The organism is Spongiibacter sp. C9W (genome assembly GCF_057370015.1).
Genome location: NZ_CM170672.1, coordinates 2714064 through 2736493 on the forward strand (window position 1 = coordinate 2714064; position 22430 = coordinate 2736493).

22 protein-coding genes are annotated in these 22430 nt (G+C 58.0%); 10 read left to right on the plus strand and 12 right to left on the minus strand.

Annotated elements, in window-relative coordinates; genetic code table 11:
* Positions 1–66: 66 nt before the first annotated feature.
* Both cysE and trmB read right to left on the minus strand, forming a co-directional pair.
* Positions 67–885, minus strand: a complete 819-nt coding sequence (gene cysE, locus AC2Q8J_RS12855; RefSeq protein ID WP_486451466.1) for a serine O-acetyltransferase — start codon at positions 883–885, stop codon at positions 67–69.
* A 48-nt stretch (positions 886–933) separates the two neighbouring features.
* Entirely contained in the window at positions 934–1608 is a 675-nt protein-coding gene (gene trmB / locus AC2Q8J_RS12860) for a tRNA (guanine(46)-N(7))-methyltransferase TrmB (RefSeq protein ID WP_486451467.1), read from the minus strand.
* An 80-nt stretch (positions 1609–1688) separates the two neighbouring features.
* Between trmB and AC2Q8J_RS12865 the strand changes: the two genes are divergently transcribed.
* Positions 1689–2411 (plus strand): acyltransferase, encoded by a 723-nt coding sequence (locus AC2Q8J_RS12865; RefSeq protein WP_486451468.1) that lies wholly within the window; start codon positions 1689–1691, stop codon positions 2409–2411.
* A gap of 49 nt (positions 2412–2460) precedes the next feature.
* Positions 2461–2844 (plus strand): MAPEG family protein, encoded by a 384-nt coding sequence (locus AC2Q8J_RS12870; protein WP_486451469.1) that lies wholly within the window; start codon positions 2461–2463, stop codon positions 2842–2844.
* A gap of 47 nt (positions 2845–2891) precedes the next feature.
* On the opposite strand, the gene AC2Q8J_RS12875 is transcribed toward AC2Q8J_RS12870, so the two are convergent.
* From AC2Q8J_RS12875 to AC2Q8J_RS12890, 4 genes are read right to left on the minus strand one after another with little or no spacing between them, the layout of a single operon-like run.
* On the minus strand, positions 2892–3281 hold the full coding sequence (locus AC2Q8J_RS12875; RefSeq protein WP_486451470.1) for a nuclear transport factor 2 family protein: 390 nt from the start codon (positions 3279–3281) through the stop codon (positions 2892–2894).
* 37 nt (positions 3282–3318) lie between these two features.
* Positions 3319–4221, minus strand: a complete 903-nt coding sequence (locus AC2Q8J_RS12880; protein WP_486451471.1) for a hypothetical protein — start codon at positions 4219–4221, stop codon at positions 3319–3321.
* Between the two features lie 33 nt (positions 4222–4254).
* Positions 4255–5346, minus strand: a complete 1092-nt coding sequence (locus AC2Q8J_RS12885) for an MBL fold metallo-hydrolase (RefSeq protein ID WP_486451472.1) — start codon at positions 5344–5346, stop codon at positions 4255–4257.
* 52 nt (positions 5347–5398) lie between these two features.
* Positions 5399–7414, minus strand: a complete 2016-nt coding sequence (locus AC2Q8J_RS12890; RefSeq protein WP_486451473.1) for an oxidoreductase — start codon at positions 7412–7414, stop codon at positions 5399–5401.
* A gap of 75 nt (positions 7415–7489) precedes the next feature.
* Between AC2Q8J_RS12890 and AC2Q8J_RS12895 the strand changes: the two genes are divergently transcribed.
* The 3 genes from AC2Q8J_RS12895 to AC2Q8J_RS12905 all read left to right on the plus strand — a co-directional run bounded on the left by AC2Q8J_RS12895 (position 7490) and on the right by AC2Q8J_RS12905 (position 10090).
* Positions 7490–8167 carry a TetR/AcrR family transcriptional regulator gene (locus AC2Q8J_RS12895; RefSeq protein WP_239547748.1) on the plus strand — a complete coding sequence of 226 codons (678 nt, stop codon included), beginning with the start codon at positions 7490–7492 and terminating at the stop codon, positions 8165–8167.
* A gap of 208 nt (positions 8168–8375) precedes the next feature.
* Positions 8376–9332: an ABC transporter ATP-binding protein gene (locus AC2Q8J_RS12900; protein WP_204996232.1), complete on the plus strand. Its 957-nt coding sequence runs from the start codon at positions 8376–8378 to the stop codon at positions 9330–9332.
* Positions 9329–10090 carry an ABC transporter permease gene (locus tag AC2Q8J_RS12905; protein ID WP_286837829.1) on the plus strand — a complete coding sequence of 254 codons (762 nt, stop codon included), beginning with the start codon at positions 9329–9331 and terminating at the stop codon, positions 10088–10090. Before AC2Q8J_RS12900 ends, AC2Q8J_RS12905 begins: the two co-directional genes overlap by 4 nt.
* 50 nt (positions 10091–10140) lie before the next feature.
* Here AC2Q8J_RS12905 and AC2Q8J_RS12910 read toward each other — a convergent pair whose 3' ends face one another.
* The 5 genes from AC2Q8J_RS12910 to AC2Q8J_RS12930 all read right to left on the minus strand — a co-directional run bounded on the left by AC2Q8J_RS12910 (position 10141) and on the right by AC2Q8J_RS12930 (position 15296).
* On the minus strand, positions 10141–10677 hold the full coding sequence (locus AC2Q8J_RS12910) for a hypothetical protein (RefSeq protein ID WP_204996233.1): 537 nt from the start codon (positions 10675–10677) through the stop codon (positions 10141–10143).
* 13 nt (positions 10678–10690) lie between these two features.
* Complete coding sequence (locus AC2Q8J_RS12915; RefSeq protein WP_204996234.1) at positions 10691–12919, minus strand: xanthine dehydrogenase family protein molybdopterin-binding subunit; 2229 nt, start codon at positions 12917–12919, stop codon at positions 10691–10693.
* A 10-nt stretch (positions 12920–12929) separates the two neighbouring features.
* Positions 12930–13388, minus strand: a complete 459-nt coding sequence (locus AC2Q8J_RS12920; RefSeq protein WP_204996235.1) for a (2Fe-2S)-binding protein — start codon at positions 13386–13388, stop codon at positions 12930–12932.
* A gap of 168 nt (positions 13389–13556) precedes the next feature.
* Entirely contained in the window at positions 13557–14558 is a 1002-nt protein-coding gene (locus tag AC2Q8J_RS12925) for a serine/threonine protein kinase (RefSeq protein ID WP_486451474.1), read from the minus strand.
* 18 nt (positions 14559–14576) lie between these two features.
* On the minus strand, positions 14577–15296 hold the full coding sequence (locus tag AC2Q8J_RS12930; protein WP_486451475.1) for a ComF family protein: 720 nt from the start codon (positions 15294–15296) through the stop codon (positions 14577–14579).
* 79 nt (positions 15297–15375) lie between these two features.
* Between AC2Q8J_RS12930 and bioB the strand changes: the two genes are divergently transcribed.
* The 4 genes from bioB to bioD are packed head-to-tail and all read left to right on the plus strand — an operon-like array spanning position 15376 to position 19915.
* Positions 15376–16434, plus strand: coding sequence for a biotin synthase BioB (gene bioB, locus AC2Q8J_RS12935; protein ID WP_286837833.1), 1059 nt, complete (start codon positions 15376–15378; stop codon positions 16432–16434).
* Positions 16435–16454: 20 nt separating this feature from the next.
* A complete protein-coding gene (gene bioF / locus AC2Q8J_RS12940) occupies positions 16455–17645 on the plus strand; it encodes an 8-amino-7-oxononanoate synthase (RefSeq protein ID WP_286837842.1) in 1191 nt (396 codons plus the stop codon).
* Positions 17642–19207 (plus strand): malonyl-ACP O-methyltransferase BioC, encoded by a 1566-nt coding sequence (gene bioC, locus AC2Q8J_RS12945; protein ID WP_486451476.1) that lies wholly within the window; start codon positions 17642–17644, stop codon positions 19205–19207. The genes bioF and bioC overlap by 4 nt, the downstream gene beginning before the upstream one ends.
* Positions 19208–19219: 12 nt before the next feature.
* The gene (gene bioD, locus AC2Q8J_RS12950) at positions 19220–19915 is read left to right on the plus strand and encodes a dethiobiotin synthase (RefSeq protein ID WP_288363073.1); all 696 of its coding nucleotides are present in this window, start codon (positions 19220–19222) and stop codon (positions 19913–19915) included.
* Here bioD and AC2Q8J_RS12955 read toward each other — a convergent pair.
* Complete coding sequence (locus AC2Q8J_RS12955) at positions 19892–20311, minus strand: hypothetical protein (protein ID WP_486451477.1); 420 nt, start codon at positions 20309–20311, stop codon at positions 19892–19894. The two genes, bioD and AC2Q8J_RS12955, sit on opposite strands and share 24 nt — an antisense overlap.
* A 259-nt stretch (positions 20312–20570) precedes the next feature.
* Between AC2Q8J_RS12955 and AC2Q8J_RS12960 the strand changes: the two genes are divergently transcribed.
* Entirely contained in the window at positions 20571–22358 is a 1788-nt protein-coding gene (locus AC2Q8J_RS12960) for an acyl-CoA dehydrogenase C-terminal domain-containing protein (RefSeq protein ID WP_204996242.1), read from the plus strand.
* Positions 22359–22430 lie beyond the last annotated feature (72 nt).

Here is a 22430-nt window from a genome sequence, read left to right on the forward strand (position 1 = left end):
GACTATCTGTTTTCGCGTGTAGGTACTTAATCGTCGCAGCAGGCTATTTGTTGTCGCGTACAGGCCTTAATCGTCGCAGCAGGCGCTGTGATTCATGGATAGGGCCGGCGCCTCGGTATCGGGTTTGCCAATCACCTTAGCGGGAACGCCGGCGACGAGGCTGTGCGGCGGTACCGCTTTTAGTACCACGCTGCCGGCCGCTACATGGGAGCCTTCGCCAATGCGAATGTTGCCGAGGATTTTCGCTCCCGCGCTGATCAATACGCCATCTGCTACTTTGGGGTGGCGGTCGCCATGTTCCTTGCCCGTTCCTCCCAGCGTCACCGACTGCATCAGCGAAACATTGTTGCCGACGACGGCGGTCTCGCCGATCACGATGCCGGTGGCGTGATCCATCAATACCCCGTGTCCGACCTTCGCGGCAGGGTGAATGTCGACACCGAACTCACAGCTTATGCGGTTCTGAAAAAACAGCGCCAATGAGCTGCGCCCCTGGCGCCACAGCCAATGGGCAACGCGGTAGGACTGCAGAGCGTGATAACCCTTAAAATATAGGAAGGGCACTGACAACAAGCTGCAGGCTGAATCGCGCTCCAGCACGGCGCACAGGTCGGCGCGCAATGCCTTGCGAATGCAGGGCTCGGCGGCAAATGCCTGGTCGATCACTTCTCGGACCAATAGGCTCGACGCGGCGGGGCTGTCCAGCATATGCGCCAAGTGATAGCTTAGGGCATCTTCAAGACGGTCGTGATTGAGTATGGTGGCGTGCAGGAAGCTGGCGAGCACAGGCTCGCGTTCAACTTCTGCGGCGGTTTCCTCTCGGATACTTTGCCAAACCTTATCGTCGGGGGCGGAGGTACTCATGGTGTTGTCATCTGTATTCATCGCTCGCCGAGTATAACGCCTACGTCTGCATTCAGCATCGTTTTGCGCTTAATTGGAGCTGGTGCATCGCCACAGTGTTTGACCAGCGAGTTGGTACTTTCTTTCAAAAGGCGTGAGCGGGTGTTCGGCCGCAAACGTACCGAGTTCTGCGGTTCTACCCGCTATTTTCAAGGCGTGAGCAAACTCTTGTACGTATACCGGCCAGTTGCTGCGCAGCTCGATTTGTCCACCCAGGGTTAGCAGGCTGGGAAATAAGGGCGAGCCATGCACGCGGTAACTAAGCTGTCCGGGTTTGGGCCAGGGATTGGGATATAACAAATAGTGGGCGTCGGCCTGCCAACCGGCATCACAGGCCAGTCGCCAGAAGTCATCCACATCCGCGCGCACTAACAGGTAGTTGTCTCGGGCGCGACGGCAGTGCGAGCTATGCTTTTCGAGGCGGGCTGCGGATTTATCGATACCGATAACGGCGCAATCCGGATGGCGCTCAGCCAGTCGCCAGGTACTTTCACCAACGCCGCAGAATGAATCGATAATAAGAGGGCTGCGCTGTTGTCGCAGCCACGTATTGGCTTCGTCAAACGCCTGCTGATTGTGCTTGGCATAAGGCTTTAAAAAAGCGTGGTGAAGGTGTTTGCGCACCACCTCTTCCAAGCGCTCGTGAATGGCGGTCTGGCTGCTTTCGATGCGCCGTGACTGCCGGCCATCGCTGGTTTTTTTCATGAATTGGTAACCTTGTTGGAATTGCTACCCTCATCAAGCCCTGCGACACTGTGCGGCAATAACAACAGTGCGAGTTCGCTATGCGTCAGGATCGGCGCCCCTACTGGGTGAAGAAAAATTATCTGCGTTTCAGGCATTGGTACACCCTGCATTTTCTGCGGCCCGCCTGCGACGCGTTGGGTGATTATCCCACGTTTATGAAACCCTGGTATATCTCCATATCAGGGCCCAATGTCTCGATTGGCCGCTGCGCCACTGTGATTGCAGAGCCAGAGGCGCGGGTGAAGATCGGCGTGTGGGGGCGCGAGCCCGACCAGGGGCGCATCAGTATTGGCGACTATGTATTAATCAGCCCCGGCGGGCGGATCTCTGCCAGCGATGAAATCGTGATCGGCGACAGCGTGATGATGGCTAATGGCGTCTACATTACCGACAGCGATTGGCACGACATCTACGATCGCACTGCGCGCAGTGAGGAAGTCAAACCGGTTCATATTGGCAACAATGTGTGGCTGGGTGATCACAGCACCGTTCTAAAGGGCGTGACGATTGGTGATAACAGCGTGGTTGCCGCCGGGGCGGTGGTTACTCGCGACGTGCCCGCCAATGTTGTGGTGGCGGGGAATCCTGCCAAAGTGGTCAAGCAGCTCGATCCCGAGCGCCCGATGAAAACCCGCGCCGATTACTTTGCCGATCCGCAGGGGCTGCAAAAATTCTTTGATGGTGTAGACAAAATGGTGCTCGGTAAAAATGGCACCTTGAATTGGCTGCGCTGTTTACTGAAACCGGGGCCCGATGATTAGGGCACCTCAATAACGATAAATCACTTAATCAATCGCTAAGGGGAAAACAATGACAATAGCACTATGGTGTGTATTGATTGCGGGGATGATGTCACCGCTGACCGGCCTGCTGGCCAAAGGGGGTAAGGTTGGTGGCAAGGCCTACGACAACAATCACCCGCGCCAGTGGTTAGCGCAACTGGAAGGGCGCCCAGCGCGCGCCGTTGCGGCAATGAACAACAGCTTTGAGAGTTTTCCGTTGTTTGCGGCGGCTGTGATCATTGCGCATTTTTCCAATGCGCCAGCGGATTCCCTGAATATACTGGCCATGGCCTATGTGGCGATTCGCGTGCTTTACACCGCTTGTTACTTACTTAACTGGGGTGCGCTGCGCAGCTTGGTATGGTTTGCCGGTGCTGGCGTCGTCATCACCATGTTCTGCATTATCCCGTAATGGGCCTGGGCGCTGGGGCCTTGCTGCCAGCGCCTGTTAATCGCAGTTTACGAAGCTAGCGCGTCCAGCATCTCTGCCATTTTTTGGTGTATCAAATTGATCGCTTTGAGTGGTCGCAGCATCACTTTAAAGTCGGTGATTTTCCCCTCTGCATTCCAGCGAATCATATCCACGCCGTTGACCTGAACGCCATCGATAACGACCGCGAATTCCAGCACTGCGTCATTAGCGCCCTCGACCTCGCGTACGTAGTGAAAACTGTCATTAACTAAAACTTGAAACGCCGCAGATAAATACAGTGCCGTGACGTCCTTGCCGCGCTGCGGGGTGTGGACGATGGGCGAGTGAAATACTGCGTCATCGGCGAGTAAATTTTCCAAACCGGTTGTATCGCGGCGGCTTAGAAGTTGGTGCCAACTTTTTATTGTGGGGTGCATAGGCAGACGTCCTTTTACTGTGCGAGCCCCGCTGGGCTCAATGCGATGTAGGCTGAAAGCTTAGCAGCTTTGTCGGAAGGCCTTCGCTACCCAGTAATATTGTGTTGCCATCGCGGCTGATGGCGATCGATTCCGCTTGCCGCAATGGCGGTGCCCCCAGTGCTTGGGGAGACGTGTTCAACACACTTAGCCAGCTTTGCTGGCCCTGCCGCACAAAATAGTAACTCTCTCCGAGGGTACTGATTACCGCCGCGCTACCATCTGCGGCGAAATCCAAGCCGGTGGGGGAGTGCTGGGTAATGCCGCCCTTTCTTTGCGGGGTGTGTGACTCAGTGGTGGGTAGGCTTTTGATCTCGCCCAGTGCGCTGAGTAACACGGGTTCGTCGGGCAGGCTGTCCAGCGAAAAACGGTACAGTTTCGGGTGGCGCTCTCTCTTGCTCAGCAGGTAGACCATACGTTGCTCAGGGTCCACGGCAAGCCCTTCCACATCGCGGGGGCCGCCATCGAAAACCAGGGTATAGCGCCGCAGCAGGGTTAGTGATGGTGCCTGTGGGGCCCCGCCCTCTCTCAGCAGGTAAATGTCGATCATCGGTCGAATCGCCAGGTTATCTCCGATGTCTCCAACGAGAAGATAGTGGGCGTCGCCCTCACTAAAGCTCGCCATGTCTTCCCAGTCGGCGGCGCTGGCGCCGCGCACGCTCACCGACTTCAGCTTGTCCTCGCCGGGCTTAATCAGATACAAGGTGGGGCGGTCGCCGCTGTCGTTGTGGGCCCAATAGTAACCGGGGTGGGCGCCGCTCGCCGCGAGCCCGCTCAACTCTGACAACGGGCGCTGATTCAGCGTGTATTCTTGGGTTTGCCAGTGGCGTTCGGTTGCACTGCTGGAAAGTGTTGCCAGCAAGAGTGGCAGGGTCAGTAAAACCGGCAGGAAACGAGACATAGAATGACCTGGGTAAAAGTGTCAGTGTGCCGATTATGGATGAATAATTTGTGACGGCATAAGCTGTCGAGTTTCGCCAATTTGCATGGTGTCGAAGCTGCTGGGTGACAAACCAGCGTCTTCAACCGCCCTGCGCAAATCGTGCTGCGGCGCATCGATATCTTCTGCCGACAGCTGAAACGTCGCCCAATGTATACCGATACTCTGTGCTGCACCAATATCTCGATGTATCTGCACTGCCTCAGCGGGGTCGACATGTTGTTCTTTCAGGAAACTTCTCGGCTTGTAGGCGCCGATGGGAATCAGGGCCAAGTCGATATCGGGGAAGCGCTCGCCAATGCTTTTGAATTGCTCGGTGTTGTACCCGGTGTCACCGCCAAACCACAGCTGCATATCGTCTATGCGCAGATGCCAGGAGGCCCACAGCGACTTGAAACGGTCGGTGATGCCCCTGCCAGACCAGTGTTGCGACGGTGTGGCGGTGGCGGTGAGGGAGTCAAGTTGGAAGGCTTGCCACCAGTCGCGCTCGACGATTCTTGTCGCGGCGATGCCAAAGTCTTGCAGGGTGTCACCGAGTTTCAGCGGCACCAGATACACCGGCTGATTGCCCAGTGCGCGAATGCTGCGCTCATCTAAATGGTCGTAGTGATCGTGGGAGATAATTACCACATCAATCGGTGGCAACTGGGGTGGGCCAATGGGCTGGGCAACCAAACGCTCCGGGCCGAGCCATTGTACCGGCGACGCGCGCCGAGAAAAAATGGGGTCGGTTAGAATGGCTAATCCCCGGTATTGCAGCAGAAAGCTGGAGTGCCCCAGCCACGTTACTTGCAGGGGGGCTGATGGGGAAATATGAAGATCGGCGACCTCACTGACAACGCGAATGCGCTGGCGTTGAGAGGCTTGGTCGGCAATGGTTAAGTCAGAGAAAAAGCGCAGTCGGAGTAATTCCCAGAGGCTCTTGTTGAACGTTGGCCAATGAGGGTTGCGGAACTCGCTCTCGCCATGATGAGCCGGCTTTGCCGTCTCGGCATGCAGGGGGGGTGCGATTGCCAGTGTCAGGCTGAAAAGTAGCAAAACAGCGCAGCGCTGATGGCGCCCCGCTGTGTGGTTTTGTATGAGCATCGTGCTTCCCCCTTCCTGCGCAGTATACGCAGGAAGGGGGGCGAGGCGATGATTACAGGCTGGCGGCGAGGCGAGTGCCCTGGTCGATGGCGCGTTTTGCATCCAGCTCGGCGGCGACATCGGCGCCCCCGATCAGGTGAACGGGCTTATTCAAGCCGTCGCAGAGTTCGCGGCGAGGCTCCTGGCCGGCGCAGACAATCACGTTGTCGACGGATAAGGTTTTCTCCTCGTCACCGACGCGAATACGCAGGCCCTGGTCATCAATACCGAGGTACTCACAGCCGGCGACCATATTCACACCTTTATGCTGCAAGCCAGCGCGGTGAATCCAGCCGGTCGTTTTGCCCAGGCCGTTGCCCACTTTGCTGGTTTTACGCTGCAGCAGGTGAACCTGGCGCGGTGAGGGCGAAGGTTGAGCGGCTACACCCTCAATGCCGCCGCGCGCTTGCAGCGTCATATCAACACCCCATTCTTTCATGAAGGTTTCAATGTTCTGGCTGGCATCGCTGCTGTGTGTTAGCGCTTCGGCAACATCAAAACCGATGCCGCCCGCGCCGATAATGGCGACGTTCTTGCCAACGGGTTTGTCGTCGCGCAGGACGTCCAGGTAGCTCATTACCATCGGGTGGTCGATGCCGGGAATGGCGGGGGTACGCGGCACAATGCCTGTTGCCAGTATGACTTCATCGAAATCGCCGTCATTCAGCATATTGGCGTCCACGCGTTGGCCGAGTTGCAGCGTTACGCCAGCCAGTTCCAGACGGCGGCCGAAGTAGCGCAGGGTCTCCGCAAACTCCTCTTTACCCGGCACTTTGCGGGCAATATTGAACTGCCCACCGATAACCGGGTCGGCATCGAACAGCGTCACATTATGGCCGCGCTCCGCGGCGGTGCAGGCAAAGGCCAGGCCCGCAGGGCCGGCGCCGACCACTGCCAGACGCTTGGGTGAGTTTGTTGCGGCGATGTTCAGTTCGGTTTCGTGACAGGCTCGTGGGTTAACCAAGCAGCTGGTCATGCGGCCGGTGAACACGTGATCGAGACAAGCCTGGTTGCAGCCGATGCAAGTGTTGATTTCGTCACTGCGGCCTTCGGCGGCCTTGACGATAAATTCGGGGTCGGCGAGGAAGGGGCGGGCCATCGACACCATGTCGGCGTCGCCTTCGGCGAGGACGCGCTCAGCAACGTCAGGGGTGTTAATGCGGTTAGAAGTAATTACCGGAATGCTGAGTGCTTCGCGGAAACGCTTGGTTACCCAGGTGAAGGCAGCGCGAGGCACCTTGGTGGCGATCGTTGGGATGCGCGCTTCGTGCCAGCCGATGCCGGTATTGATCAGCGTAGCGCCGGCTTTCTCAATGGCTTTACCAAGTTGTACAGCCTCGTCATAACTGCTGCCGCCCTCTACCAGGTCCAGCATCGACAGGCGGTAAATGATGATGAATTCTTCGCCCACCGCTTCTCGTACGCGGCGTACCACTTCAACGGCCAGGCGCATACGATTCTCGTAGCTGCCACCCCACTGGTCGTCGCGCTGGTTGGTGCGAGCGGCCAGGAATTGGTTAATGAAGTAGCCCTCGGAGCCCATAATCTCAACGCCGTCGTAGCCGGCCTTTTGGGCCAATGTGGCGCTGCGAATAAAGTCTTGGATTTCCTGTTCGATATCGTCTTCAGTCGCCGCCTTGGGAGTGAAAACATTGATGGGGGCACGGATCGCTGACGGCGCGATGGGGTTTTCGTTAAACGCGTAGCGGCCAGTGTGCAGGATCTGCATGCAGATCTTACCGCCCTCGGCGTGGACGGCGTCGGTCACAATACGGTGGCCTTCGCAGTCTGCTTCGGTTTCCAGCATTTTGGTGTGTTCGTGGGTCGAGGCGCGCTTGTTGGGGCCAAAGCCGCCGGTCACGATCAGCGCGACACCGCCGCGAGCGCGCTCAGCAAAGAACGCCGCCATGCGTTCGAAGCCGTTTTCAGCTTCTTCCAGGCCGGTGTGCATGGAGCCCATCAGGACTCGGTTTTTCAGCTGAGTGAAGCCCAAGTCCAGGGGCTGCATTAATGTGGGGTAGGCGCTCATGGTGGTGTCCTCTCATTGACGTAACTTGACGCTGTCCAGATGCCAAGGCTAGAGACAAATGTTGACGCTGTCAAGATGGACGCTATCGCCGGTGGCTGCTATATTGCCGCCATGTCCCAAGCCCCTGCCAACAAGCCATCCGGCGCCTACCATCACGGTGATCTGCGTGCGCAGCTTCTGGATGTTGCCGCGCGTCTGCTGCGTGAGGAAGGTGAGGAAGGACTGTCGATGCGGCGTCTGGCGCAGGAGTTGGGGGTTTCTCGCACCGCCCCCTATCATCACTTCAGCGATAAGCACAGTTTGCTCTGCGGGATTGCCGAAGAGGGCTTTCGTCGTTTTCGGCAAGTCAATGCGGACGCCGAACTTTGGAATGTTGACACCTTCAGCGAGGCGAGTTTGCAGGCCTTTGTTCGTCGCTACGTCAATTTCGCGGTAAGCAATGCCGAGTATTACGACCTAATGTTTGGCGGCAAACTGTGGAAGTCGGCGGCGCTCACGGCGAGCCTCAAAGCGGAGGCCTACACGGCGTTTCGCGAGTATGTTGACCACTTTCGCCAACTGCAGGCGGGCGGTATTTTCGCCGCGAATTTCGACCCACTGCGTTACGCGCAGTTAAGCTGGTCGACCCTGCACGGTATGAGTCGCTTGCTGATCGATGGTATCTATCTGGACAGCTCAACCGTAGAAGAAATGTGTAACACGGCTGCCGCTATGTTTTGGCGACAGTGTCGGCCGTTGAACACTAGCGGTTGAACGTGCCGCTCAGCTGGGCGACACTCTCGCTCAGTGTGTGAAAACCTCAATGATAACCCCGAACCATTCCGGCTTTGCCTCTGCGCCTGCCATCCGCTCCCACTGCTATATGCTGGGCGCGAGGTGCGCATCGAGTGTGCTGTGAAAGGAGGGCTTTGACCTCGCGTCGAGCACGGTTCGTCGCATTGCGGGTAAATTAGGAGCATTTGTGTCCTCTGTTATTAGTGTGAAAGACGTTAGCAAAGTCTATGACTCAGGCTTTCAAGCGCTGCGCGGCGTCAATTTGGATATTCGGCGCGGCGAGATCTTCGCGTTACTCGGCCCTAACGGGGCCGGTAAAACAACCTTGATCAGCATAATCTGCGGCATTGTGAATGCCACGGCCGGGCAGATTCACGCCGGCGCCTTCAACATCGTTTCCGATTATCGGCGTGCCAGGCAGCTTATTGGCCTTGTTCCTCAAGAACTGTCGACCGACGGTTTTGAAAGTGTATGGGCCACGGTGACCTTTAGCCGGGGCTTGTTCGGCAAGCCGAAAAATGATGCTTATCTGGAGCAAATACTTCGCCAGCTATCGCTGTGGGATAAAAAAGACGAGCGGATTATGGCGTTATCTGGCGGCATGAAGCGGCGCGTAATGATTGCTAAGGCCCTGTCTCATGAGCCTGAAATTTTGTTTCTCGACGAGCCCACGGCGGGGGTGGATGTCGAACTGCGGCGCGATATGTGGCAGATGGTTCACGGCCTGCGCGAGCGAGGTGTGACGATCATTTTAACCACGCATTACATTGAAGAGGCCGAGGAAATGGCCGATCGCATCGGTGTTATTCGCCGCGGCGAAATTGTGCTGGTTGAAGAAAAGAACCGATTGATGGAAAAGCTGGGGCAAAAGCAGCTGCGCCTGCAATTGCAGCAACCGCTTAGCGAATTGCCCGCCGATCTTGGGGGCTATCCGCTGAGCCTGACTGACGATGGCCACGAGCTGGTATACCACTACGACAGCCAAAGCGAACACACCGGCATTGCCGAATTGTTTCGTCACTTGGAAATGCACGGCATCGATTACAAAGACCTGCATTCAACCCAGCGCTCGCTGGAGGAAATTTTTGTCAGCCTGGTTGCCGACAGCGATCAGTCGTCAGCAGCGGTGGAGGTGGAGCAGTGAATTTGCATGCAGTGCGCGCAATCTATTTGTTTGAAATGAACCGAGCCTGGCGGACGCTGCTGCAAAGTATCGCGTCGCCGGTGATTTCGACCTCGCTATATTTTGTGGTATTCGGCTCGGCAATCGGTTCGAAAATGGTCGCTATCGACGGCATCAGCTACGGCGCGTTTATTATTCCCGGGTTGGTGATGTTGGCGCTGCTGACTGAGAGTATCTCCAATGCCGCGTTTGGTATTTTCTTCCCTAAATACAACGGCACCATCTACGAGCTGCTGTCAGCACCCGTTGCCCTGCCAGAGATTCTACTGGGCTATGTCGGGGCGGCGGCGAGCAAGTCGATTATCATCGGGTTGATTATGCTGGCGACCGCTCGGCTTTTTGTCGACTACAGCATCGCGCATCCCTTTTGGATGCTCGGCTTCTTGGTGTTAACGGCGGTGACCTTCAGTTTATTCGGTTTCATTATCGGCGTCTGGGCCGACGGCTTTGAGAAATTGCAGATAGTGCCGATGCTGATCGTGACGCCGCTGGCGTTTTTGGGCGGCAGCTTTTACTCAATCAGCATGTTGCCACCGCTGTGGCAGACCATTACCTTGGCGAATCCGGTGGTCTACCTGATTAGTGGTTTTCGCTGGAGTTTTTACGACGTTGCCGACGTGAACGTCGGTGTCAGTCTGGGGATGACCGTATTCTTTTTGCTGTTGTGCCTGGCCTTGATTACCTGGATGTTTCGCAGCGGTTATCGGCTTAAGCAATGACGGTGTGACTGCCGCGACAAATACCGTAGTCACACCATCAGGTGAGTGGCTTAACAGGGGCCGCCTGCGTTCACCCATTGCTCCAATAGTTCAACAAAGCGGGTGTGGTCCACGGGCGGGAGTGTTCGGCCCTCGCCGGGATCAAAGCCCCACAGCACCAGCGGGTCCTCCTCCATGTGTTTGAGCAGGGCTTGCAGGTCTTTGCCGCCATTTTTGCTTTGGTCTTTCAGCACCGTGCAGAGTTCTCTCGGCCCCATACCTTCCCAGCCCATGCTCAGTGGTGCCAGGCCCCAGTGCGGCGCACCTGGTACTTTGTCTTCCGCCACGTTTTGTTCCTGGTGACAGGCTGAACACTGCAGGGTCGGCGCGCCGTGATTATCTTCACCGCGCATAACCAGCTGGTCGTGGCGGCGGCGTTCATCGCCCTGACGCGGGAAGTCGGTCAGGGTGTGGCAGTTCAAACACCTCGGGTGGGTAAGCACCTCGTAGATCGGTGTAAATAGCGGCGACTGTGCCAGAGCGCCGCCGCTGACCAATAGGGCCAGCGCCGCGCTCAAGCCGAGCCAATAGTTGCGTAGTAATAGCATGCTCCGGCTCCTGTTATGCGGGATGTTGTTCGGCTAGGGTGTAGCCGAGGTTTTTAAGCGGTAATTCGCGAATTTTCTCGCCGGTTGCCGCAAAAATAGCATTTGCTAGGGCTGGGCCCAGCGCCGGTACGCCCAGTTCGCCGACACCGCCTGGCGACTCATTGCTCGGCAATACAACGGTATCAATTTGCGGCACTTGGAACATGCGCAGCATTTTGTAGTCATCGAAATTGCTCTGCTGAACCACGCCGTCCTGCAATTCGATCTCGCCGTAAAAGACGCTGGTCAGCGCAAAAATTACCGCGGACTCAACCTGGGCCACCACCAAGTCAGGGTTGATGGCCGTGCCGACATCAATCGCGCTGACAATTCGGTGAAGGGTAATGACTTTATCATCGGATACGCTGAGCTCCACAACTTGAGCGACGTAGCTCATCCAGTGGTTCAGCACGGCGATCCCCTGACTGCGACCGCCACCCGTGCTGCCCCAGTTCGATGCTTGCGCGGCGGCGTCCAATACTGCTAACAGGCGGGGCTTGCCGGCGAGCATGCCGCGTCGATATTGATAGGGGTCGCGGCTGTAGCTGACGGCGATATCGTCGATAAAGGTTTCCTGGGCAAATACATCGGTGAATTTGTTGACCGAGCGCATCCACAGTGAGGGCATCTGCGGCTTGAGTGTCAGGTGGGCGTCCATCAACACATTGTCGATGTCGTAGGGCATGCCGGTCTCTAGGTCTGTTAATTCCTTAAGGGGCGGCAACTGGCCCTCGGCCAGGGTGTCGAGTAGCTCTTCGGCGTACAGCGCCGCCGTGACATCCTGGGTGACCGCGCGGTGCGTCCAGGCAGTGATATTGCCCTGATTGTCCATGGAGGCGCCGACGCGCACGGCCGCGGCGGGCCGGTAGTAGCCCCCCTTCATGTCGTCTTCGCGGGTCCACATGACCTTCACGGGTTTTTGGGTTGCCTTCGCCACGTGGCAGGCGTCGCGCACGTAGTCAGCCAGCGGGTTGCCGCGGCGGCCAAAACCGCCGCCAGAGGACATGGTGTGGAAGGTGATCTGGTTGGGCAGTAAGCCGAGAATCAGCGACGCGAAGGTTTTGTCAAGCGTTGGTGATTGGCTGCCCGTCCAGATGTCGGCTTTGCTGCCGGTGTAGTCCACGGTAACGTTTAGTGGCTCCATTGCCGCGTGGGCTTGGAAGGGGAAGAAGTAATCGGCGCTGCGATTTTCCGCTGCGGCGAGTTGAGCCACCGGAACCAAACCGTCAACACGAATCGGCAGGCCGGGTAAGTTGAGCTTGAAACTATACTCGCCGCGCGTGTCATTGGAATCTGTGCGTCCGGCCAACAGTTCATTCCAGCTGACTTCAAGGGCTTGGCGCCCTTTCTCTGCCGACCAATAATCATCGGCAACCACGGCGACGCCAGAGGGAATGGTGTGTACTTCGCGCACACCGGGCACCGCCATAGCGGCATTGCTGTCGACGCTCAGTGCCTGACCAAAAAAGCGCGGCGGGCGGGCAATTACGGCCGTGAGCATGTCGGGAATATCGACGTCGATACCATAAATATGCGAGCCGTTGACCTTCTCCGCAGCGTCTTTGCGCTGTTTGGACTGGCCAATAATGCGGTAGCTTGCCGGGTCTTTTAGCGGCGGATTACTCGGTACCGGCTGGTTGGCCGCCGACTCGGCGAGTTCGCCGTAGCTGGCGCTGCGGCCATTGAGGTCGTCGTAGACCACACCGCGCTCTGTGCGCAGGCTGTCTGCGGGCACCTCCCAGCGCTCGGCAGCGGCGTTGACCAGCATTTGCCTAACCGCGGCGCCGACTTGGCGCTGATTGTCGAAATAGCCCCGAGTGGTGGCACTGGCCACCGTGAATTGCAGCAGGCCGCCAAAGTAGGGGTTGTTAAAGCGCGCGGCAACGGGTGAGTGTTCGGCGGTAACAAGGTCCCAGTCGGCGTCGAGTTCTTCGGCGACGATCATCGGCATCGATGTCAGTGCGCCCTGGCCAATTTCTGAGGCGCCCACCAAAATGTGTATGCGGCCGTCGCTGCCAATGCGCATAAACTCACTAACGGTGAACTGCTCTGCATCACTGGGGCCGCCATTGCCAGGGGGCTGGGGGTTATTCGGGTTGGAGCCGCCACCGCCACCACCGCCTCCACAGGCAACGAGTAAGCCGCCACCTGCGAGAGCGCTGACGCGTAAAAACTGTCTGCGGGTATATCCTGAAGTGCTCATGCGCGCCCCCTTACAGTTGTTCGTCTGCGATCTTGTGAATGGCCTTGCGGATGCGGGCATAGGTGCCGCAGCGGCAGATATTGCCAGACATGGCTTCATCAATATCGCGGTCGCTGGGCGAGCGGTTTTCCGTCAGTAAGGCCGTGGCCGCCATCACCTGCCCGGACTGGCAGTACCCGCACTGGGGAACGTTTAGCTCTTGCCAGGCCTGCTGAACCAGCCGGCCGATCTGCTGTTGGTCAATCGCTTCCACGGTGGTGATGTTGTGGCCCTCAGCGGCGCTAATTGGCATTACGCAGGAGCGGGTGGGCTGGTCGTCAACATGCACCGTACAGGCGCCACACAGGGCTTGTCCGCAGCCGTATTTGCTGCCCGTGAGCTTTAAATCTTCGCGCAAAACCCACAGCAGGGGTTTATCTTCGGGTACGTCAACGGTGTGGTCTTCACCATTTACTCGGATTGTAAACATGACTTCTCCTGCACTCTTATTATGTGTGGAACGGTGGAGTGCTTTGGCAATTGTAGAGTGTTTGATCGCGCTGCGCTTGCACCTAGCGCACAGTCCAGCAACGTTGCCGCGATAGTGTAAACCCTATCTTTACGAACGTTAATCTGCTTTGGATCACGCGGTGAAAATTTACACGCTCAGCTTGAGGGCGGGCTCCTGGACCAATGCCAGTTGCTCGCGCAGCATCAGTATGTGCTCGCCCCAATAGCGCTCGGTGTTAAACCAGGGGAAGGCGCGGGGAAAGGCGGGGTCGCTCCAGCGCTGCGCTAGCCACGCCGCGTGGTGCATGATGCGCAGCCCGCGCAGGGCCTCCACCAGCATCAATTCGCGGCTGTCGAAGCTGCGAAACTCCTCGTAGCCCTCGACCAGCTCCATCAGTGCTTTTTGGCGAGCATCAGAATCGCCGGAGAGAAACATCCACAGGTCTTGGATAGCCGGCGCCATGCGGCTGTCGTCAAAATCGACCAGCTGGGTGTCGCCGTCGCGCCACAATATATTGCCAACGTGGCCGTCGCCGTGGCAGCGAATATTACGCGCTTGGCAGTCGCTAAAACGTTGTTCAATTAACGCCAATAAGTCACGGGCCAGGCTCTCGTAGGCTTGGCGCAGGCTGTCCGGAATAAAGTCATTTTCCAGCAGATAGTGGCTGCTGTGCTCGCCAAAGGTTTGTGGGGTGAGGGTCGGGCGATGTTGGAAATCTTCCGTTTCGCCTACCAGGTGAAGGCGGCCAAACAGGCGCCCCAACTGAAACAGGTTTTCCATGTCATCCAGCGCCGGGGCGTGACCGCCGCGCCGGGGGTAAAGCGCGAAGCGATACCCTTCGTGTTCGAACAGGCTCTGCCCATCGTTGTTTTGCCAGGGCGGGATCACTGGGATGTCTGCATCATACAGCTGCTGTGTGAAGCGATGTTCCTCGCTGATTTGGGCGTTGCTCCAGCGCTGCGGGCGATAAAACTTAACCACGAGAGGCTCGGCGTCTTCGATGCCGAACTGATAAACCCGGTTCTCGTAACTGTTCAGCGGGAACACGCGCAGGTCGCTGACAAACCCCAGCGACTCGACAGCGTCAATAACGCGATCGGGGTCGAGGGCGGCAAAGTTTTGCTGGTCGGTATTGTCGGTGGCCTTCATGGTATTCCCATTGACGAGTCATTGACCGGGCGCGGGAGTCCGGGCCAGGCACCAGACGTCTACTCGCGTTGCGCCGGCGCGCAGCAGTATAGCGGCCGCCGCATTGGCTGTCGTGCCTGTGGTCAGCACATCGTCGACCAGTGCCAAGTGCTTGCCGCGAATGCGGTCGGGGTTTGCCAGGTGGAAGGCATTTTTCATATTGCGGCGGCGCTCTGCCGCCGTCAGCCCCTGTTGCGGCGGTGTCGCATGCTGGCGGCGAAGCAGATCCGCAACCGGGATCGCCAGGGCGCTCCCCCAAAATTGACTGACAAGCAGCGACTGGTTGTAGCCGCGTTGCCAGCGACGCCGCCAATGCAGGGGTACGGGCACGAGCGCATCGGGAAGCGGTTCGGCAGCCGCCGCCGAGCAGCGCTCTAACCAAAGTTGTGCCAATAGGCGGCCGCTGGGCGGCTTGGCGTGATGTTTAAAGTCGGCGAGCAGGCTGTCCACCGGGAAGCGGTAATTCAGCGCACACAGGCATTGATGAAAGCGCGGCGGCCGCTGTAGGCAGCGGCCGCATAGCTCGGCATTCGCCGTGGCTAGCGGCAGCGCGCAGCGTCGGCAATGGTGGCCCAGCCAGGGCAGCGTATCGCGACAGGCGGGGCAGATCTCCGTGGTGGCGCCGCTGTGATCCAGGCACAGCAGGCACTGGGGTGGGAAGAGGCGTTGCAATGAGGCGCGAATCGACTTGTAAACCATGGTGTCCTGCGTTGGTTGACAGCGAAGGGGCTGCCTGTATCATTATAGCCTTTCGATCAGCCCCTAGAGATTGTCAGATATGAGCAGTATGGAAGCGTCTTCAATTCGTCACGACTGGAGCCCTGAGGAAGTTCAAGCCCTGTTTGAACAACCCTTTAACGACCTGCTGTTTCAAGCGCAAAGCGTTCACCGCGCGAATTTCGATGCCAATAGCGTTCAGGTAAGCACGCTGCTGTCGATCAAAACGGGCGCTTGCCCGGAGGACTGCAAATACTGCCCGCAGAGCAACCGCTACGACACTGGCTTGGAAAAAGAAAAGCTAATGGAAGTGGAAAAAGTGCTGCAAGAGGCACGTGCTGCCAAGGCCCAGGGTTCGACCCGGTTCTGTATGGGGGCGGCGTGGCGCTCACCCAAGAAGAAGGATATGCCCTACGTGACCGCCATGGTGAAGGGCGTGAAAGAGATGGGGCTGGAAACCTGCATGACCCTCGGGATGCTCAGCGGTGAGCAGGCTGCGGAGCTGGCTGAGGCGGGGCTGGATTACTACAACCACAACCTCGATACCTCGCCGGAGTACTACGGTGAAATTATCACTACACGCACCTACGGCGACCGCCTGAACACGCTGGCGAATGTGCGCGATGCGGGCATTAAAGTGTGCAGCGGAGGAATCGTTGGCATGGGCGAGTCCGTGAAAGACCGCGCCGGCCTGCTTATCCAGTTGGCCAACCTGCCGGAGCATCCCGAGAGTGTGCCCATCAATATGTTGGTGCGCGTGGAAGGGACGCCCCTGGCTGAAGAAGTTGACCTCGACCCCTTCGACTTTATTCGCACCATCGCGGTGGCGCGTATCCTGATGCCCAAATCCCACGTGCGCCTGTCGGCGGGGCGTGAGGAGATGAACGAGCAAATGCATGCCCTGGCGTATTTTGCCGGTGCCAACTCGATCTTCTACGGCGAAAAGCTGCTTACCACGCCAAACCCTGAAGCCAACAAGGACCTGCAGTTGTTCGAACGCCTCGGTATCAAACCCGAGCAGCGCTGCGCTGAGGCCGATGATGAGGCGACGGAAGCGGCTCTGCTGGGTGAGGTGGAAAAAGCGCGCAACGACAAATTTTTCTACGACGCAACAGCATAAACGCCGTGACAACGCCAACCATGGAGCTGCACCTACAGCAGCGGCTGGCGGAGCGTCGCGAGCAGTCTTTATATCGACACCGCCGAGAGCTGGGGAGTGCACAAGGTGCGCGCATCCAGCTCAACGGCCACACCGTGCTGCAGTTCTGCAGTAATGACTATCTCGGACACGCCGGCCATCCCAAACTCATTGAAGCCATGCAGGCTGCCGCCAAAGACTTTGGTGTGGGCGGTGGCGCATCGCACTTGATCTGCGGCCATTCCAGTCTGCATCACGAGCTGGAGCAGCGCCTCGCCGAATTTACCGGCAGGGAGCGCGCGCTGCTTTTTTCCACCGGCTACATGGCGAATTTGGGGCTTATTGCTGGCTTGATGCAGCGCGGCGACCACCTGCTAGAAGATCGCTTGAACCACGCCTCGCTGCTGGATGGCGGCTTGCTAAGCGGCGCAAAAATGCAGCGCTTTCAACACAGCGACACGGCGGATCTCGAGCGCCGACTAAAAAAACTCCCCCACACTGGCCAGCGATTGATTGCGGTAGACGCGGTTTACAGCATGGACGGCGATCTGGCCCCTTTGGCTGAAATGGCCGACCTGGCTCGCGGGCACAATGCCTGGCTGATGGCCGACGACGCTCACGGCTTTGGTGTACTGGGCGAGCGCGGTGCAGGAACGGCTGAAATGCTCGGCCTGGATACCCGGCAATTGCCAGTACTTATGGCCACACTCGGCAAGGCGCTGGGCAGCTTTGGCGCCTTCATCGCCGGAAGCGCGACGCTGATCGAAAGCCTGATCCAGTTTGCGCGCCCCTATATTTACACCACCGCCATGCCTCCTGCAGTCGCAGCGGCAACGCTGGCATCGCTGGACCTCCTGCACAGTGAGGGCTGGCGTCGGCAGCGTTTGGCAGAGCACATCGGCTTTTTTCGGGCGGAAGCGAAGCGCCTGGGGCTGCCGCTAATGGCATCGCAAACCGCGATTCAGCCGCTGATGGTGAATGACGATGCCCTGGCATTGGCGCTGAGTCGTGAGTTGGAAGCTCGCGGCGTATTGGTTTCCGCTATCCGCCCCCCCACCGTGCCGCTCGGTACCGCGCGGCTGCGCATCACCTTGAGTGCCGCGCATAGCCGGGAAGATATTGAACAGCTGTTAACGACGCTCGAATCAGCATGTTGGGATGTGGCGCCGCAATTGCTGGAATTTCATTCGTGAGTGCACTCTACCGAGAGCGCCTGCCGTCAAGCTCAGATGCCTCTGCTGAGCTGGTGCTGCTGCACGGCTGGGGTAGCTGCAGTGAAATTTGGTGGCCGCTGTTGCCAGCACTGCGAGCGAATTTCTCGGTGACGATTATCGACCTGCCAGGCTGCGGTCGCAGCCCGCTACTGGCCGATATGTCGGTTGAATCTGTTGTGCAGGCGCTGCTGGCGCAGCTGCCGGCCCGCGCTTTATATGCGGGCTGGTCGCTGGGAGGGTTGCTGGCAGGCGAGCTGGCGCTCGCTGCACCGGAGCGAGTGAGCGGCTTGGTTCGCCTTGCCAGCAATTTGCGTTTTGTTGCCAATGAGCAGTGGCCGCTGGCCATGCCCGGAGAAGATTTTGCCGCATTCTACACTGGCTTGCTGGAGCAGCCAGAAAAAACACGGAAGCGTTTCAATACCCTGCAATTGCAGGGCGATGTCAGCGCACGAGCGCTGCGTCGACTGTTGCCGTTGTGCCACGCGGAGCCGGAGGCGCTGCGCTGGGGGTTGGATTGTCTGCGCGAGCTGGATCAGCGCGAGACCTACGCGGGCTTGTCGTGCCCGGTGATGAATATCTACGGTAGTGACGATGCGCTGGTGCCCGCTGCCCTGGCAGAAACGGTGCCCGCTGCCCGCAGCTTGTGTTACGCCGGAGCGGGGCATATCCCTTTTTTGTCGCAGCCAGAGCAGTTTGTTAGCGACATCATCGCCTTTGAAAAAGACTGTATTGCCGAGGCGATGCCACCCGGCATTGAGCGCCATTTTGAAAAGCGCGATGTCGCGCGATCCTTCTCCCGGGCGGCAAACAGTTACGACCGTGCCGCGACCTTGCAGCGCCGGGTCGCGGACGAACTATTTAGTTTGCTTGCCCACCAGCGTGTGCCACATACGCTGGTCGACCTGGGCTGCGGCACCGGCTACAGCTTGCCGGCGTTGCGTCGGCGCTTTAACGATGCCCAGCTTGTTGGTGTCGACCTGGCTGAGGGGATGCTTGCCTATGCCAGCGAGCATCACTCTGAGGACTGCCAGCAATGGGTCTGCGGCGATGCTGAAGACCTGCCGCTGGCCGATGCCCGTGTCGATCTGCTGTTTTCCAGCCTGTCTTTGCAGTGGTGCGAAAATGTATCGGCGCTGTTTTCAGAGATTGACCGGGTATTGGCCCCGGGCGGCAAAGCCTTCATCGCAACCCTTGGCCCCGAGACCTTGTTCGAGCTTCGCGAGGCGTGGCAAAACGTTGATGGCTATGCCCATGTGAACCGCTTTATCCCCCGGCAGGCGCTGGACACGGCCATTGCCGCGTCGGGGCTGCGGGTGCAGTGGCGGCAGGCTACCGAAGTGTTGTATTACCCGACGGTTACCGCCCTAACCCGAGAGCTCAAACAGCTGGGCGTGAGCAATGTGAATCGCGACCGCCCTCAGGGGCTGGCTAGTCGCAAACGCTTGCAAGCACTGCAGCAGGCCTACGAAGCATTTCGCCAACCGGCCGGGCTGCCCGCCAGTTATCAGGTGTGGTACCTGGAACTGGATAAACAACCTTAGAGGAGCACCCTGATGACGCGCCGCCAAAAGCTGTTTATCGCTGGTACCGATACCGATGCGGGCAAAACCCTGATCGCCTGCGGCGTGCTCGAAGCCGCCAGGCAGCAGGGCTTGCGCACCCTGGCGCTGAAACCGGTAGCGGCGGGGGCAGAGCCGGTCGATGGCGAGTTGCGCAACGACGATGCGCTGGCGTTGATGTCGGCGATGTCTGAGCCGATGAGTTACGAGCAGGTAAATCCGGTGGTTTTTGCAGAGCCGATTGCGCCGCATATCGCGGCCGAGCGGGCTGGGCGGCGTTTGAGCGCTGCCCAATTGGCGGGCTATTGCCGCGGCGCGATGATGCGCCCCGCTGACCTGTTATTGGTAGAGGGTGCCGGTGGTTGGCGAGTACCATTAAACCAGCGCGAGACCCTGGCAGACTTGGTCATCGAGCTAAATTTGCCGGTGGTTCTGGTGGTGGGAATGAAGCTCGGTTGCATTAACCATGCGCTGTTAAGCGCGGAGGCAATTCGCGGCGACGGCTTGCCGCTGGCGGGCTGGGTGGCAAATAGGGTCGACCCGGAAATGGCTCGGTTTGACGAGAATCTTGAAACCTTAAAAGCGATGCTTCCTGCGCCTTGCCTCGGCGTGGTGCCGCACCTGGGCAAGGGGGCAAGTGGTGTGGATGTGGCACCGTTTATCAACCTAGCGGCGCTGCAAATCCCCTGATGCCTTGGCGGCGCGCGCCAGTGCGCGTCGACATTTCTCTACGGCTTCTTCCATCGTGGTGGCTTCGTCGCGAGCTTGGCTAATATCCTCAAACATGGCTTTCACCGTATCTCGCTGCAGGGCATTGGAATAGATGTAGCAGTGAAAGGCGCAGCCGTTGTCTGCCGCCCACGCGGCAAACTGCTTACCCATTTCTATGACCTCGGGGGTGTGTAGCTCATAACTGCGCAGGTCGATAATCCGCGCCCAGGGGCGGCCATTTAAACGGTGAATGTGCGCGCGTAAATCGCGGCCATAGTGCTCGGCGGCTTCGGCGTTCCAGGTACCTAATAGCTCAGCGGTGATAATGTCATCGTCGCAGTGGAGTCTGTGCTCACCGTGGGGGCGGTAATTCATAGGTTTTCGTCTATGGTTCTTAGTATCTGGGGCCAAGATTAGCGTCATCCATCTTTTTGGCTAAATCCGTAGAATTCCCTAGCAAAGCGTCATAATTATGTAAGTTTATGTTTTTGCTGGGTTTAGTGCTTATTTTATTGGCCGAGATGACAAAATCCTTGATCTTTTCGGCCTTGCGCAACGTAGATAAATCGATATAGTTGTCACCGTCAACATTGCAGCGATTCATCGCTCGCAGTAACTAACGTGAGGTTTCATCATGCCGCAATATAAAGCGCCACTACGCGATATCAATTTCGTACTCAAAAATGTGCTCAACGCAAACGAGCATTTTGCGAGCCTGGCCGGCCGTGAAGAAGTGAGCGAGGATCTGCTGGACGCCATCCTTTCTGAAGGCGCCAAGTTTTCTGAAAACGTACTGTCACCGCTGAACCAAGTGGGTGACCAAGAAGGCTGTGTATGGTCGGAAGACGGCGTAAAAACGCCAACCGGCTTTAAAGAAGCCTACCAACAATTTGCTGAAGGTGGTTGGCCATCAATGACCGCCGACGCTCGTTTTGGCGGCCAGGGCCTGCCCAACTCACTCGGCCTGGTTGTGACCGAAATGGTTAGCTCAGCGTGTTGGGCGTGGGGTATGTACACCGGCTTGTCTCAGTCGGCTGCGCGCCTGCTGGAAAACTACGCCAGTGAAGAGCTGCAAAACGAATACCTGCCTAAAATGACCGACGGCACCTGGGGCGGCACAATGTGTCTGACCGAGCCACATTGCGGTTCAGATCTGGGCATTCTGCGCACCAAGGCCGAGGCCAATGCCGATGGTAGCTACAACGTGACCGGCACCAAGATCTTCATCTCGGGTGGCGAGCACGACATGATGGAAAACATCATTCACCTGGTACTGGCTCGCATTGAAGGTGCGCCAGCGGGAACCAAAGGCATCTCCCTGTTCCTGGTACCTAAATTCCTGCCCGATGCAGACAACAACGTCGGTGAGCGCAATGGCGTGAGCTGTGGCAGCATCGAGCACAAAATGGGCATCAAAGCCTCTGCGACCTGTGTGATGAACTTCGACGGCGCCAAGGGCTTCCTGGTTGGCGAAGAGAACCGCGGCCTGCAGGCGATGTTCCACATGATGAACTCTGCCCGTCTGGGTACTGCTCTGCAGGGCTTGTCTGCGGGTGAAGCTTCATTCCAAGGAGCATTGGAGTACGCTCGCGAGCGTCTGCAAATGCGTTCACTGAGCGGCCCGAAAAACCCGGAAGGCCCCGCTGATCCGCTGATCGTACACCCTGATGTGCGCCGTATGCTGCTGACTCAAAAAGCACTGGCTGAAGGTAGCCGTGCGTTTATCTACTGGGTGGCGCAACTGGTCGACACCTTCTACTTCAGTGGCGACGAGCAAGAGCGTAAAGATGCAGAAGAACTGTCTGAACTGCTGACACCGATCGCCAAGGCCTTCGTTACTGAAACGGGCTTGGAGTCTGCCAACTACGGTATGCAGGTATACGGTGGTCACGGCTACATTTCAGAGTGGGGCATGGAGCAGATCGTTCGCGACCTGCGCATCGCCACCCTGTACGAAGGCACCACCGGCATTCAAGCCCTCGACCTGTTGGGTCGCAAGGTAATGGGTACTGGCGGCAAGCAGTTGATGGTCTTCACCAAGATCATTCACAAGTTCTGTGAAGAGCAAGCGTCTCGCCCAGAGCTGGAGCCGTTCATCAGCAAGCTGGCTGAACTGAACAAAGAGTGGGGCGAAGTCACCATGAAGCTGGGTGAGAAAGCCATGCAGAACCCTGACGAAGTCGGTGCTGCATCGGTGGACTACCTGATGTATTCTGGCTACATCTCGCTGGCTTACATGTGGGCACGCATGGCCGCTGCCGCCGTAGACGGTGCTGCCGACGACGAGTTCCTGAAAGCCAAGCTGCAGACTGCGAAGTTCTATTACGATCGCCTGCTGCCGCGTACTGAATCGCACAAACTGTCCATGCTCAACGGCGCTGACAGTTTGATGGAGATGCCCGAAGAGGCATTTGCGTTCTAAATTAGCAAGGTCCCAAACGAGCAACGCCCACCCTTCGGTGGGCGTTTGTGCATTGCGTTATGGATAGCGACT

Excerpts from the sequence above, each read along its gene's own strand:
- cysE (WP_486451466.1), bottom strand. The coding sequence starts at position 885 with ATGAATACAGATGACAACACCATGAGTACCTCCGCCCCCGACGATAAG.
- trmB (WP_486451467.1), bottom strand. The coding sequence starts at position 1,608 with ATGAAAAAAACCAGCGATGGCCGGCAGTCACGGCGCATCGAAAGCAGC.
- AC2Q8J_RS12865 (WP_486451468.1), top strand. The coding sequence starts at position 1,689 with ATGCGTCAGGATCGGCGCCCCTACTGGGTGAAGAAAAATTATCTGCGT.
- AC2Q8J_RS12870 (WP_486451469.1), top strand. The coding sequence starts at position 2,461 with ATGACAATAGCACTATGGTGTGTATTGATTGCGGGGATGATGTCACCG.
- AC2Q8J_RS12875 (WP_486451470.1), bottom strand. The coding sequence starts at position 3,281 with ATGCACCCCACAATAAAAAGTTGGCACCAACTTCTAAGCCGCCGCGAT.
- AC2Q8J_RS12880 (WP_486451471.1), bottom strand. The coding sequence starts at position 4,221 with ATGTCTCGTTTCCTGCCGGTTTTACTGACCCTGCCACTCTTGCTGGCA.
- AC2Q8J_RS12885 (WP_486451472.1), bottom strand. The coding sequence starts at position 5,346 with ATGCTCATACAAAACCACACAGCGGGGCGCCATCAGCGCTGCGCTGTT.
- AC2Q8J_RS12890 (WP_486451473.1), bottom strand. The coding sequence starts at position 7,414 with ATGAGCGCCTACCCCACATTAATGCAGCCCCTGGACTTGGGCTTCACT.
- AC2Q8J_RS12895 (WP_239547748.1), top strand. The coding sequence starts at position 7,490 with ATGGACGCTATCGCCGGTGGCTGCTATATTGCCGCCATGTCCCAAGCC.
- AC2Q8J_RS12910 (WP_204996233.1), bottom strand. The coding sequence starts at position 10,677 with ATGCTATTACTACGCAACTATTGGCTCGGCTTGAGCGCGGCGCTGGCC.
- AC2Q8J_RS12915 (WP_204996234.1), bottom strand. The coding sequence starts at position 12,919 with ATGAGCACTTCAGGATATACCCGCAGACAGTTTTTACGCGTCAGCGCT.
- AC2Q8J_RS12920 (WP_204996235.1), bottom strand. The coding sequence starts at position 13,388 with ATGTTTACAATCCGAGTAAATGGTGAAGACCACACCGTTGACGTACCC.
- AC2Q8J_RS12925 (WP_486451474.1), bottom strand. The coding sequence starts at position 14,558 with ATGAAGGCCACCGACAATACCGACCAGCAAAACTTTGCCGCCCTCGAC.
- AC2Q8J_RS12930 (WP_486451475.1), bottom strand. The coding sequence starts at position 15,296 with ATGGTTTACAAGTCGATTCGCGCCTCATTGCAACGCCTCTTCCCACCC.
- bioB (WP_286837833.1), top strand. The coding sequence starts at position 15,376 with ATGAGCAGTATGGAAGCGTCTTCAATTCGTCACGACTGGAGCCCTGAG.
- bioF (WP_286837842.1), top strand. The coding sequence starts at position 16,455 with ATGGAGCTGCACCTACAGCAGCGGCTGGCGGAGCGTCGCGAGCAGTCT.
- bioD (WP_288363073.1), top strand. The coding sequence starts at position 19,220 with ATGACGCGCCGCCAAAAGCTGTTTATCGCTGGTACCGATACCGATGCG.
- AC2Q8J_RS12955 (WP_486451477.1), bottom strand. The coding sequence starts at position 20,311 with ATGAATTACCGCCCCCACGGTGAGCACAGACTCCACTGCGACGATGAC.
- AC2Q8J_RS12960 (WP_204996242.1), top strand. The coding sequence starts at position 20,571 with ATGCCGCAATATAAAGCGCCACTACGCGATATCAATTTCGTACTCAAA.